11 protein-coding genes are annotated in these 13804 nt (G+C 42.2%); 6 read left to right on the forward strand and 5 right to left on the reverse strand.

Annotation, left to right across the window (positions count from 1 at the left end; all coding sequences use genetic code 11):
* Positions 1 to 386: 386 nt before the first annotated feature.
* From ADH67_RS02470 to ADH67_RS02480, 3 genes are all read right to left on the reverse strand, one after another.
* A complete protein-coding gene (locus tag ADH67_RS02470; protein ID WP_143597710.1) occupies positions 387 to 1145 on the reverse strand; it encodes a DMT family transporter in 759 nt (252 codons plus the stop codon).
* A gap of 132 nt (positions 1146 to 1277) precedes the next feature.
* Positions 1278 to 2360, reverse strand: coding sequence for a porin (locus tag ADH67_RS02475; protein ID WP_066591300.1), 1083 nt, complete (start codon positions 2358 to 2360; stop codon positions 1278 to 1280).
* 58 nt (positions 2361 to 2418) lie between these two features.
* A complete protein-coding gene (locus tag ADH67_RS02480; protein ID WP_066591303.1) occupies positions 2419 to 3780 on the reverse strand; it encodes a hypothetical protein in 1362 nt (453 codons plus the stop codon).
* Positions 3781 to 3893: 113 nt separating this feature from the next.
* On the opposite strand from ADH67_RS02480, the gene ADH67_RS02485 reads away from it, so the two are divergent.
* From ADH67_RS02485 to ADH67_RS02505, 5 genes are all read left to right on the forward strand, one after another.
* Complete coding sequence (locus ADH67_RS02485; protein WP_066591305.1) at positions 3894 to 4844, forward strand: LysR family transcriptional regulator; 951 nt, start codon at positions 3894 to 3896, stop codon at positions 4842 to 4844.
* Positions 4845 to 5181: 337 nt separating this feature from the next.
* Entirely contained in the window at positions 5182 to 6012 is an 831-nt protein-coding gene (locus ADH67_RS02490; protein ID WP_236578454.1) for an SGNH/GDSL hydrolase family protein, read from the forward strand.
* Positions 6013 to 6560: 548 nt separating this feature from the next.
* Positions 6561 to 7391 carry a DUF4886 domain-containing protein gene (locus ADH67_RS02495; RefSeq protein WP_084081420.1) on the forward strand — a complete coding sequence of 277 codons (831 nt, stop codon included), beginning with the start codon at positions 6561 to 6563 and terminating at the stop codon, positions 7389 to 7391.
* A gap of 383 nt (positions 7392 to 7774) precedes the next feature.
* Complete coding sequence (locus ADH67_RS02500) at positions 7775 to 8500, forward strand: TenA family protein (protein WP_084081421.1); 726 nt, start codon at positions 7775 to 7777, stop codon at positions 8498 to 8500.
* A gap of 121 nt (positions 8501 to 8621) precedes the next feature.
* Positions 8622 to 9563 (forward strand): DMT family transporter, encoded by a 942-nt coding sequence (locus ADH67_RS02505; RefSeq protein WP_066591313.1) that lies wholly within the window; start codon positions 8622 to 8624, stop codon positions 9561 to 9563.
* Positions 9564 to 10078: 515 nt separating this feature from the next.
* On the opposite strand, the gene ADH67_RS02510 is transcribed toward ADH67_RS02505, so the two are convergent.
* Together ADH67_RS02510 and ADH67_RS02515 are read right to left on the reverse strand one after the other, a co-directional pair.
* Positions 10079 to 10867, reverse strand: coding sequence for a hypothetical protein (locus ADH67_RS02510; RefSeq protein ID WP_143597712.1), 789 nt, complete (start codon positions 10865 to 10867; stop codon positions 10079 to 10081).
* 506 nt (positions 10868 to 11373) lie between these two features.
* Positions 11374 to 12822: a class-II fumarase/aspartase family protein gene (locus ADH67_RS02515; protein ID WP_084081422.1), complete on the reverse strand. Its 1449-nt coding sequence runs from the start codon at positions 12820 to 12822 to the stop codon at positions 11374 to 11376.
* An 88-nt stretch (positions 12823 to 12910) separates the two neighbouring features.
* On the opposite strand from ADH67_RS02515, the gene ADH67_RS02520 reads away from it, so the two are divergent.
* Positions 12911 to 13804, forward strand: a complete 894-nt coding sequence (locus ADH67_RS02520) for a LysR family transcriptional regulator (protein WP_066591317.1) — start codon at positions 12911 to 12913, stop codon at positions 13802 to 13804.

A 13804-nucleotide genomic window follows, 5' to 3' on the forward strand; every position in this document is an offset into this window, starting at 1 on the left:
ACGCTCAATGTGAAATAAAAAAGTTACGCCTTGTTATACCGGTTGATGAAAAAAACTCCCTCAGAATTTAATAACTAAACACGGAAGGACGCTAGCCTCGTTAACAAAAACTAAGCTGGAAGAAGGTGGCTCTGTATGAAGTTAAAAGATAGAGCAAAGGACCTTAGCATTGGTAAATAAATTCATTCGTGCTTTTCATAAGAATTTCTCCACTGATACATAGATGAGTTCTTATCCTTACTGAATGGAAAGAAAGCCCAGACTTTCCTTTCCTCGCCAGATACCTCCAGTCCGTTAGCTATCCTTTTAATCTTTTGAACTGTTAAAGGACTAAAGATCAGGAAACCAAAAGAGGAAAGCAACTAAATTTTTGCCAGAATGAGGTATCAATCTTTTCGCTCTCTCATCATCCATAGGGCACTTGCCTCGGTGGTCACAAGTATAGTTATACCGGTAAGTTCAGAAGAGGAAAGACTTTCTTCGAAAATTACTAGTCCAATGAATATGGCGCAAGGAACACCAAAAAATTGAAAAACACAATTTAAGAGAGTTGACCCTCGTCCCCAGCCCAGGGTTACCGTCAATTGTTGCAGTAGAGTGAACAAAAATAAAGCCCAGCTAATTGGAGAGAAGAAGCCGGCAAGCAGATCTGTCTTCTGTATAGCGTTGATAATAATTCCGGTTAAGGTGCATGCGCTGGCAAAATAAAAAATCGTTCTGAGCGGGGATTCTTTGAGAGCCCCGAGCTTCTTGAGAGATAAGCTGGCACAGGAGAGAAAAAAAGCACTCGCAAATCCTAAACTAATGTATGGCAGTTCTGACGATATTAAGTGAGGTTTATTAATTAGGAATACTCCTCCTAAGCAGATCGGTATTAACGGCAGGATTCTTAATGCGACAGGGTTCCCTTTTCTAAGGGAAACCCAGCAAAAGAGAATAGCCGTGAAAAGAGGAGAGCAATAGAATAAGGCTTGCGCTGTGGCTACGGGGATTTTTTGCGCGGCTAGTGTAAAAAAGACTACCGCTAGAATGCCGGAAATGGATCGAGCGCTTGAGTATGCTGGGCAAGAAGTTTTGAGTCCAATTCCTTTGATTAAAAGGCAGGCTAAAGAAAGTACAGCAAGCGGAAAATAACGAACAAACAATATTTGTCCGAGCTCTAAGGTCCCGTCAGTTAATTTAATAGAGCAGGTGACACAAGCCGAGAAAAAGCCGGACAGTAATACAAACAAACTGTAGTTCGGTGTTTTGTTCCGGCTTTTCATATGAGAACAGTATTAAAACTTATGATTGACTCCCAAAGCCACCTGCCAAGCATTTACCAAATTGGCTTTGAATGGAAGACCGCTTGCCTTAAGCGAAGCAGATGAAGATAAAAGTTTACCTCCATCAGCATACCCCGCCATCCCGTAAACATAAGTGCGTTTGCTCAATGGATATTCATAGGCGGCATTAATATTCCACGAGTTGTACTTACTCTCTTGACCGCTCTTTACGGCTTTTCCGTCAAGTTTTCCAAACAGTATCTTTCCGCCGAATTTTAAGATGCCCCCGCCTAATGGTGTCGCAGAAGAAAGAAGAAGTACGTGCTGATGTCGTTTATCTTCCTGAGTTCCGTACTGATAGCCGGCAAAAATTTTAGTGATGCCGAAGTTGTACGAACCGCCGGCGGTTACAACGTACGCAGGCTTTAGAGCTGCTGAAGATTTATTGTCAATAGCCTCAAAAATCACTTCTGCATTTAATTTGCCTTGGTCGAACATACCTCCGATGCCATAGTAATGATTGTTTTTCGACCATTTCTCTTCATCCGTCGTTGTTCCATTCGAGTACATTGCACTAAGTTTGAGACCACTTAGGGACGGACTGACATAGACAATAGCGTTGTTAAGACGGCTCTGATTGAATGTATAAGCTAAGAAAGAAGCGGTTCCATACCCAATGCCAAACACACTGAACTTCGAAAGGTTAAAGTCGCCCGTACCTCCGGAAAGGGAGACAAGTCTTCCGAAAGCGACTTTCCCGAATGGTCCCGTGATGTCTAGGTAACTTTGCCGGTTAAAAGCGCCGTTTTGTACAACCCCGTCTTTGCTCCAAGTATTGAATTGGGCACCGGTGTCTAGAAGAAATCCTTGCTCCAGATCAAATCCAATAGAGTAGCCGTTGCCTAAATCTTCTCTGCCTCTAATACCCACTCGGTTTCCCATGGAGAAGCCGGAGGTGGAGTCAAACATGGTATCTTGGCCCTTAGCTTTGTAAGAAGTAATTGCGGCATCGATAACACCATAGATCTGTACGTTGCTTGGTGTGGCAATTGCTATGGCCGGCAGCAAACATACTCCCCATAAAATCTTTCTCATAATCTTGCTCCGTGATAACAGGCGGAAGCAGTCATTAGATGCTTCCTCCGAATATTAATTAATCCCAGTACAGAGAATGACGGGTTGCAATGCCGCACATATTATTGGGCTGAAGCATGAAGTATCTGTTCCAGTTGGGTTGGACACTTACATAGTTTTTCCCGTTGGAATCCACACCTGTGTAAGTAATCATGTACCTGTCTGGCATGTTTTCGGCTTTGCTGGGATCTTCCCAGTAAATAGCCTGCCGTTTGCCGTTTGCTTCCTTAGCGAGTTTCTCGGCCTCAGCCTTAGTGACCATCTTCCCGCCGCCGTTGTACATTTTTTCAATTTTCTCTAAAGCTGAGGTAAGTGGTTTTGCACCTTGCTGAGGATGAGACTGTCCGAAAACCTGCTGATTTTTGTGAGAAACTAACCTGTTAATCAAATTGTCCGGGGAGGAAGCAGGATGCTTGGCATCTAAGAAAGGATATGCAGCTCGGCCTTGCTGGCTGACTGTGAATGCACAGTTTGTATCTCTTAAAGCTTTTTGATATCCGGGAGCTTCTTCAAGTTTAAATCCTGGCTTGGAAGAATCAATGCCGTAATCGCCATAGACAAATGCATTCTTTGGATTAACCATTAATGGTCGGTAGAAGTAGCCGATGATGATCATCTTCTTAGGATCTACAACATATACGTCCTCATAAGACATAAAATCTCTGATAGCTTGTTCTTTCGCTTTGGCAAGTTCTTTAGGGCTTAGTTTTGGATCAAATTGCCATAACAGGTTCCACTCCTTAATAGTTGTTAAGGACTTGCTCATGATGTTTTCTAAACGTTTGAGAGCGGCGGCATCTTTCTCAGGATCTCCGGTGTTTATGGATTTTGAGGTAAGGACTTCAACAGGACCATCAAATTGGACACCATAGCTATCGTAGTAGTTGTAACCATGATCTTTGATCTCGCTTTCTCTGAGTTGTTTAACCCATGCAACTGAAACTCCGGTACCTGATTTGCTTGCGCGAAGGATTTTGCCACTGTCTTTTGCAGTTGTACCGTAGAAAATAAATTTACCGGTCTTTGGGTTGTAATCGGTAGTTAATTCAGCCGTAATGTTTTCAGGACGGTTGCCATACGATGTAGCAATGGCATACATATTTCTTCCGCCGCTGATCTTCTTTCCGTCAAAAGTGCTGGGTCCTGTATACAGAAAGTCCGCGGCCATATCTGCCAATAACTTCTTGCCTTCAGGAGTTTTTGTCAGAACGAATGCTCCGGAAGTGGCTTCACGTTTTTGAGTTGCGCCTGAGATTGCTTCAACCTGTTGAGAGGCAGAGACGACTGCCTCAGGAGAGGACGTCTTAGCATAGGAAAGGGAACAAAAGGCTAAAAAAACCGAAGCAGAAAGTAAAGATAAGGGCAAGGCTTTAATTGTCATAGTTGACTCCTAGAAAGGATGAGTGAGAGGTTTTATCTAATTGTATGAATAATTGTTACAATAGAAAATAGCAAACGTCACAAGACCAGAATTGCGTTTTTTGTTAAGTCGCTATGTCAAAAAGAGATGATCCTTTTAATTCCCGTCACGTATTGTTTCTTTTATCAATTTCTGAAACTGGCGCTATCGCAAAAAGCGGTGAAAAGTTTGATTTATCTCCATCAGCAGCTAGTCGACTGTTGGAGAAATATCGGAAATACTTCGCGGATCCGCTTTTCGTGATATCTAAAGGAGTCCTTCTTCCAACTTCATATTTTTTGAGAATCAAACCTCGCTTGGAAGAATTTCTTCATTTATCAGAAAACATTAGGAATAAAGAGTTCGACTTAGCAGGATGCCAAAAACATTTCAAGTTTTCTTGCTCTCCTGGATTTGCTCCCTCATTAATGGCTTATGTTCTTCCAAGGATGATGAAGGAAGCTCCTCTCTGTTCTATTGAGCATGTCAGCATTGCTGACAATCCTTTATCCGTTCTCATGGCAGGAGAAATTGACTTGTTAATTGGAAGAGCCATTGGCCTTCCTCCACAGGCTCACTTCTCGGATTTGGGAACTGGGAAAAGATGCATCCTCTTAAGAAAACAACACCCTTTGGTAAAGAAAAATCAATTGGAAGTACTAACTGTTGACGACTTAGCAGAGTTCCGGCGTGTTTCTCTTTCTTCCGGAAGAAAACAAGACTGGCTCTCTCCGGATGACGAAATATTTTCAGGAAGAAATAAAAACTCAAACATATTCTTTAAAACCGACCGGCCGGACATGGCTTGGAAAGCGATGACGGAAAGTGATTTGTTTCTTATTTGTACCACAGGAAGTGCGGATATTGCTTGTTCTTTGTATCCTGGTTTGACAACACTGCCTCTGCCTAAAGGACTCAAACTTAACGGCCCCAAAATGGCCATTATTTGGTCCGATCTGAGACATAGAGATCCTGCTCATAAATGGTTTAGAGATCTGTTCTTAGAATGGACAAAAGGGCAGGAATTAAAAACAAAAGAACCTTGAGAAGGGTAGAGCGGGACCAGTATTTAAAGGGGTAAGAGTTCACGTTCCTATGAGAAAAGCACGCTTAAAACCAGCGAAAATTTTTAAATCATGTAAGGCACAAAACTATTTACATCCTCAACTATCTCCATCTCACCAAACAGAACCATTGCGAAGTTTCTATTTTTACTGGATCCGAAAATTTGTTGTTTATGGGGGATTTAAACTAGTCGCTTGACACAGATTAGATTTTCAAAAGATTGCATATCCTGCAAAAAGGCTTTTCCATATCAGCATACTCATTTAGCTTCCTTGGCTTCATAATGTCCATTATTTCTCTAATCCTGAGGAAGTGAACATGACCAAAGTTTTTCGATTTTCTGCTCTCGCAGCATCTTTCCTTCTTATTGCCTCTTCTGTTTGCGCTCTTGAGACAAGCGTTAAACCAGCGATAACCAGCATGGAGGCGCCTACTTCTTATATGACAGTGGGCAATTCCTATACTTACTACTCCAGTGGATTGAACGGTGCCATTAATGGATTAATCAAAGCCGCGGGCATTAAAGTTAAACGCAACCGTATGGTGACAATCGGAGCCGCCGATCTTGGATGGTTTAACGTTTGGGAGCTGGTAAGACCGTCCGGAATGGCTTCAACTTATGTAGACCATAGTGACGGCGGCAAAATTAAAAAATTTGACTTCACTAAGGAAAAAGTTTTTGACGCTGTTATTCTTCAGGACAACAGTACAGGTCCTATCCATCCGCAAAGAAAAGAAGTCTTCGAAAAATACGCCAAGCAGCATGCTTATGATTTGAGATGTTTCGGCATTCAGCCTCTCATCATGATGACTTGGGCTAGAAAGAATAAACCGGAAATGACAGCCCAGCTTGCCGATGCGACGACGAAAGTTGCTAATGAAGCTAATGCCATGGTTATTCCTGTTGGTTTAGCGTTTGCCGAGGCTATTAAGGCGGATCCTTCGCTTGAACTTTATCGTGCGGATAAAACTCATCCTTCGCCGGAAGGTACCTATTTGGAGGCGTGCGTAACCTTTTCTACTATGTTCCATCGTTCCCCTGTAGGACTCAAATATTACGGAATCGAAAAAGTCGATCCAAAAACAGCTGAATTCCTCCAGACGGTAGCTTGGCAAACGGTATGTGAATTTTTCGGATGGCAGAAGTAAACCGAAATTACTTAGAACTAGTCTTTCTTAATTGAGCTTGAAGAAAGATTTGAAAACTGGTTGGCGGGAAGGGCGTTTTTGTGAGTTCTTCCTGCCGGCCTTGTGGAAAAACAAGGTCAACACTTTTTAGAAGTAAGTCTAGTATCTTCTACACTCTTACCTCGATCTTCCTATTTCCTCATTTGTTAGAAGTTACTCGAAGAAATTGAGTTCGCGGTCTTCTAATTTGTCCGCTCGAAAAGAAAAATTTGAATCCTCCGCAGACGTTATCCTAAGAGGCGTAGGTGAAGTTTAGTAACTGCCGCTACTATCGCCATTACCGCCATGATTACTGTTGCTGACCATGAATCTTTGGCTATCATTTAAAAAAAAAACAGACATTTGCTGCTTTGAGCTTTATCTTGTGAACGATCAGATTGTTCGGAAAAGGAAAGAAAGCTCCTATACGATTGCGAAGCATTCATTAAAGGATTTCCTCCTTGAACTCAGTCAATCATCTGAAGTGCCATCCAAATGCTCATTAGCTCTTTAAAACTAAGGAAGTTGACATGTTCAAGCTTTTTCAATTCTCTGTTCTTTCGGCCTCTTTTCTTTTAATTGCATCTTCCGTTTCAGCTCTTGAAACCAGTGTGAAATCTGCGGTAACAAGCATGGAAGCTCCTTCTTCATATATGCTGGTTGGCAACTCCTACACTTATTACTCCGGCGGATTAAATGGAGTCATTAACGGTCTAATCGAAGCGGCTGGCATTAAAGTTAAGCGCGATCGAATGGTGACAATAGGAGGAGCAGGTCTTGGATGGTTCAATGTTTGGGATCTGGTCAGGCCGTCAGGAATGGCATCAACTTATGTAGATCATAGTGACGGCGGAAAAATTAAGAACTTTGACTTTACGAAGGAAAAAGTATTTGACGCTGTTATTCTCCAGGACAATAGCCGGGGTTTTATTCAACCTCAAAGGCAACAAGTTCTTAAAATATACGTAAAGCAGCATGCCTATGATTTGAGATGTTTTGGCATTCAGCCTCTAATCATGATGACTTGGGCGAGAAAGAATAAACCGGAAATGACCGCACAGCTTGCCGAGGCTACGACGAAAGTAGCCAATGAAGCTAATGCCATGGTTGTTCCTGTTGGTTTAGCTTTTGCTGAAGCAATCAAGGCAGATTCTTCGGTTGAGCTTCATCGCACAGATACAACTCATCCTTCGCCGGAGGGCACTTATTTAGCAGCTTGTGTGACTTTTGCCACTATGTTTCATCGTTCTCCGGTAGGACTCAAATATTACGGAATCGAAAAAGTCGATCCGAAAACAGCAGAATTTCTCCAGAAGGTTGCTTGGCACACCGTATGTGAATTTTTCGGATGGCAAAAGTAAACCAAAATTCTTTGGAAGCAATCTTTCTTAATAGAACTTAGAGAAAGACATAAGCACTGTCTGAAGGAATGTTCTTGTGTGAGTTTTTCCGTCTTTGAAATGATTCTTCATTTGCAATATTTCGTCTTCGGTAAAGCGAAATCATGTCAAATAAGGAAATGAAATCATGTCAAATAAGGAAATGAAAACGTATAACTCATTGAAATTTAAAATTTTTAAGGGATTTTCTTTTTCGGTAAGAATTATAAAAATTAAAGGCCTTTAGACAGACCTGCAACGACAAAATTTTTGAGGTGTTTTTTCGCATACCATCTGAATTCGAAAGCTGACTGCGCCAGATAATCTTGGCCACTGTAAAATTCATTTTTTCGTGAGCAACTGAAATGATTGATAGAAGAGCTTTTGTATTTGCATTAGGCACTTGTGTTGTGTCCCCGTCCGTTTTTGCTTCCTATCCTAAAGAATGGACCGATGAGGCAGAGACAGCTCTCAAAGATTATGTGTACGGTCTTGTGAGTCAGCCTTATCTGAAGGAACTTTTTAACGGAACTTTATCAAAGGCGAGCTTCAATTATTATCTTGAGCAGAACGTGTTCTATTTAAAGGCTTACGCAAGATCTTTGAGTCTGCTGGCCTCCAGATTTTCCACAGAAGATGAAATCCGTTTCTTCTCTCATCACGCGTCCGTGACTATTGATTTGATTTCCTACAGTAGAGAGACTTATCAAAAAGTCAACCAAAAAGATATGCCGGTCTTAGCAAAACCAGAGAAAACGGTTCTCGATTACGTTAATTTTGAAGCGGCTCATTGCGCCTTCTCAGATCTAGCGGTGGCAGCTTCGGCCATGTATCCATGTTTTTGGATGTATTGGCAAATAGGAATGTGGTATAGAGAAATGAAAAAAGCAACGGAAAACAATCCTTATTCCGATTGGCTGGCAGGTTACTCAGATACCGCTTATGACGAGCAAGTTAAAAAATTTGGAAGTATTTTGAATCGATTGGCCGACAGCTCTTCTCCTGCGACACGAAAGGAGATGCTCGCAGCTTTTGTTTCCGGATGCCGTTTTGAAAAATCCTTTTTTGAGGCGTGTTACAAGGTTCGGTAGTTGGCGACTTCGCCGCACTAAAATGTGGAACCGTTCCGGGCAGTTTCTTCCCGGAACCGAACGCTCTGATATTGATTAAAATTTACCTCCGGCAGCAGTGAAAAACAGGTGATAATTAAAAATGTTTCTTGGCGTCCTTTTCGGTGTGCTCGGATGTGCGCTATGGGGTCTTATCTATATTGTTCCGCTTTTGCTCCCGGATTACTCTCCAACGACTATCGCCATGGGACGTTTTGCTGTCTACGGTGCATGCAGTCTCGTTCTTTGTTGGTACTATAGACGAGAGTTATCTACGCTGAAGGCTTCTGACTGGTTGAAAGCATTTTGCCTTGGTTTTTTCGGCAACGCCGTCTACTATATTTTTCTTACGCAAGGTATTCGCTGGGCAGGCGTCCCTACCTCGGGGATGCTGATGGCGCTTATTCCGCTTAATGTAGCACTTTTGACAAATCGGCCCGGCGCAAGGACAAGTGTCGTGGTTCCTTGGCGCCGTCTATGGCTTCCGCTTCTCGTGATTCTCCTCGGTTTGTGGATTGGCAATATTGACGAATTTTCTGAAATTTCTTCTCAAACTTCTTCTAAAGAGTATTGGCTTGGATTCTTTTGTAGTTTCACTGCGATGGCACTTTGGACATGGTTTCCGATCCGCAATAGTCAGTGGCTAATTGCGCATCCTAAGGTCTCACCGGTGGTTTGGACTTGTGCTCAGGGAGGTTCAATTTTCCCGGCAGCAGTTCTTTGCTTTTCAGCCGTTAATTTGGACTCTTGGATGAATGGAGCTTCATTTTTTGGTCCCGACCCTGTTGTGTTTATCTGTGTAATGTTGATCGCGGGACTTGCCTGTGGCTGGGGAGGAATGGCACTGTGGAACATGATGAGCGCTCGGCTTCCGGTTGCCCTAAGCGGTCAGATGATTGTTTTCGAGACGAACTTCTCGGTCATTTACGCGCTTATTTATAAACAACAAGCACCCGGATGGACGCTTGTCGTCGGAATATGTCTTTTATTAAGCGGAGTGTCCATCTCCCTAAAAGTCTTTCAGGACGCTTCGCGTCCGCACTAATTGGGTATTCTGATTCACCTATTTTTTGTGGGCGAAGTAGATAGTCACAGCGGTCATTGCAAGAAAGACTCCTACACCCACACCCAATGTAGCCATCCAAAGCCAAAAGTTCATTTTAGACATCTATCATTAACGAATACACAAAGAAGTGTATAAGGCAAAAATCCTAGACCGACGGAAGCTCTCAACTATCTCTCCTGATACTTCGGGGAGCGAACTGACCCAGGAAAACTACAATTTTCACTAGAACTGTAATCAACTATACCGTAACTCTCTTTAAAGAGAAACTTGGTAAACAATCAAGAAGCTTAATTTTGAGCTTTCTCAGAATTTCAGTTGCACCATCCTGGGAGCTAGGATCTATATGACGTTGCTTCTCCGGTCTTCTGCTCTGATTGCGTCCAAATTGTAGGGTGGGTGTCAGAAGGTATATTTTAAAAGTAACTATCTGGAATTCTCTAATAGTTGAAATTCCTTCGAACTTGGCTAAATCAAATTGTATTTTGAATGATTATTTATTCATCGCACTTAACAGGATAGTAGGGCGACGGTCGCCCGCATTTAAGTGTTCTTCCGTTCTTGTCTTGTATTGTGAATTCATATAACGGATCTTTCGCCAAGTTCTCCTCCCTTTGTCGGCGATGGAATGCCGCCCAGTCGGCATAAGCATCTTCTACACTGATGGCATTCTTTACCTGAGCTTTAGTGCGGTAACGACATTCGACTTGACATTCCTCTGCTGCGGCATTTTTGGGCCTTTTGCACTGTTTGGCTTCTGGATGATCTTCTTTAAAGCTTCTGGATTGTTCGAGATAGCCCAACAAACTCTGAAGTTCGGAACAGTCTCCCGGTGCATCTTTATAAAAAAGAAAGCGAGTAGAGACGGGTGCCCAACTTTTCAGCTGAAAGGTATCCATGATCTGTTCAATCCAAGATTTTTCTCCCATCTCCTCTTCACGGACAATGACTAAAGGACATTTTTTTGATGAAAGGTCGTAAACATAGGTGGTTTTCTTTTCTTCTTTGATGAGTTTTGAAGGCGTAACTTCAAATACTTTCATTATCTCGTGAAGGTAATCGGGTGAAAGAGAATAACATCTGATTATTTCTTTCGGTCGAAAATTATCTGCATGGCATGGTGGCAGGGGCATTGAATGAGGGGCTCCCCAAGGAGGATTCACGTACAAGGCCTTCATCAAATCCTTACGAAAATATCTTGCTTTATCGTTAGGAGCTTCGGGAGAGAAAGCTTCAAACGGATCAGGCGCGGCGCAGGAAGTGCATAGCAAAAGACACGCGCTCATTAGAACGTATTTTTTTAACATATCAGTTAATTATTTCACTCATTCCTAAAAATTATAGAGGGAGGTATGATTTGGCTCTACGGAGACAACACTGACTAAAAGATCCTTCTTCTCCTCTAGGAAGTGCCCAGTAGCTCAATGTTAGGAACGCCATCTTGCTCAGCTCAAAAACTGTTTCGATAAATTTGAATACGAAGAAAGTGGCTGTGTTTTAAGAGTCCGTGAAAATAGTTCCGTCGCCTGCTTCTATCAGAATACTCAACAAACTATGGGGCATTTTTATTGTCTTCAATAGTTATATCTTCAGAGACAGAAAAGAGCTTGCCTTTTATATTTTTCTGCTTTGACCAAAAACGAAATGCCTTAACACCAAAGATGGTTAAGGCATTTCCAAACTATCATTAATCATTTAGGAAGAAGGAGAGGAGATGAACTGGGGTCACAATTTCTTCTCTCTCAGATTATTCTCCTCATTGATGACCAGATAAGTATTTCTAGAAACCGGCTTATTTAAGAGTATTACTTCTCGCAATTCTGACGGCTCTATTGACTAGTTCTGATGCCTGTCCTAAATAATTAGTTGGTTCGAGGGCATGCTCAATCTCTTTCTCATTCATATATTTTTTGATTTCTGGATCATTAACTAATACAGTCCGGAAGTCTGTATCTTTTGGAGCTTTCTTAATAGCTTGGACTACAAGACTATGAGCTTGTCCCAATCCTACTTTTGAAGCCAGAGACTGTTGGACAGCCTCGGCCATCACGAACTGTTTAGAGTCATTGAACCGAGCCTTCATAACTTCCGGTTTGACAATGATTTTGTCAAATAAACGATTTGCTCGATCCAGTGCTGTACTTGTAGTCATAAACATTTCCGGAATTGTTGACCATTCAGAAATCCAAGGAGCCCCCTGGCGTGTTTCTGATTGATTAAGCATTTCAAGTGCTCCGGAAGCACGAATCCGAGACATCGCAGCTAATCCTCCTAAGAACTCGCTTGCCCTCGGATTACGCTTCTGAGGCATAGTTGAGCTGGCGCCTCCCTCTCCTTCATTGACGCTGTTGTCCGCAGTGCGCGACCATAAATTGATATCTGTTGCAACTCTGCCTAATGTCCCGTTGATCAATGCTAAAACCTGAACTACCTCTGCATAATTATCTCGACTTGCGTTCCATGACATATCGGGAACCTTTAGTCCGAGATTTTTAAGAGCAGATTTTTGAATCTCCAAGGCCTTTGGTCCTAAAGAGCTTAAGGTTCCGACGGCTGATCCTAATTGGCCTACACGAGAGCGTTCTTTAGCTTCACGCATCCGGCTTAAATTTCTGTTCAATTCCGCCATGTAGGAAGCTGTAAGCATCCCAAACGTTGTGGGTATTGCATCTTGACCGTTGGTTCTAGAAACCATCGGAGTTGATTTATATTTTTCCGATAGGTCCGCCAACCTCAGAATAAGTTTAGTTAACTGTTTTTCTATTACGTCAATAGCATCCATCATCTGCAGAACGGTGGCGGTATCCATGACGTCCTGAGTCGTGCTGCCTAAATGAATATAGGCTTTAACTGTCGGATTCAAAGCTCTTAATTGTTTGACTAACCCGTCAACCGGGCGGCCAACTTTCCTTGTTGCCTCAGTTAATTTTTGAATATCTACGTTATCTAAAACACAGGCTTTAGAAATTTCTTGTGCCGCTTCTTCCGGAATCAATCCGTGTTTTGCTTGGGCGTTTGCTAATGCAGCCTCGAATTTCAACCAATAAGAAATAAGCCTCTGATCGTTATAAATTTCTCTCATTTCCTTTGTTCCGAACAGGCCTTCATAAATTTTTGAGTCAAACACACTCATGGTGTTTGAGGAAGAGCTTTGAGCCGTTGGCAAAGAAGGAGTTTCTGCGAAAGCCATGGAACTTAAAGCAATTGAAAACATAAGGGAAGAGATAAGTTTTAATTTCATGGTAAATCTCCAAATGATTGAGGATGATTTACTCTAAACTGACAAATAACATTCATAAAGTTCAATTCCTGAAGGATATGATTCCAAAATGGAACTAAAACCCAAACATCTTTCCGTCTTTTGTGCCGTCATTGAAACTGGGAGTATTGTTGCTGCGGCAGATAAAGTAGCTATGACTCCTTCCGCGGTCAGCCGAGTTATTGCCGACATCGAAGATAAAATAGGCAGTTCTCTTTTCAATAGAGTCAAAAAGCGTTTGGTTCCGAACTTTACAGGTTTGCACTTTTATAGAAAAGCAAGGGAAGGATTAAGTCTTTGGAAAGAATTGGAGTCTTTTTCGCCGAACAATCAAGCAGAAGAACCAATAAGGGTGGCGATTTTGGCCAGACACGCAGCGCCTTTAATTCCACTATTAGTTAAAGAATTTAAAAAGTCCTATCCTGATTTTGAATCTTGTCGTTTACATTTCGATGTTCACAATCATCGGGATTTTTATTTCTCAAAAATGAGCCATCCTTTTGATATAGGGTTCGGATGTTTGATTGGACAACATTCTGACCTCGAAATTTTACCTTTGGCTCATATTGGTCTTTATGCCTGGGGAACAAGAGAAATCTTTGAAGGGATAGATACTGAAGAAATAACCCCGGAGGAAGTCTATGACCGAAAGCCGATTCTTCTTCCATCCGACACAAAAATTGGATCTTTTTGCTTGAATGCTTTGCCGGATATCAAAGGCTCGTCCTCAACTTTAACGGTATCGAATACTGACCTGGCCTTATCAATGGCCGCAGAAGGTTTAGGTATTCATGTCACAGATGCCTTGGCAGGAAATGAGGCTATTGGGCTGGTCAGAAAGAAACTAAGAAGCTCATTGACAATTCCTTTTTCCTCTTTTACTCCCAAAGATTCAGATAAGAGCGAAATTGTCGAAGGCCTGCTTAATGCAATGAAAGCCGTCATACGTGTAAAGCTGGCGTGA

The sequence above is a fragment of the Turicimonas muris genome (assembly GCF_002221595.1).
GTDB classification, from domain to species: Bacteria; Pseudomonadota; Gammaproteobacteria; order Burkholderiales; family Burkholderiaceae_F; genus Turicimonas; species Turicimonas muris.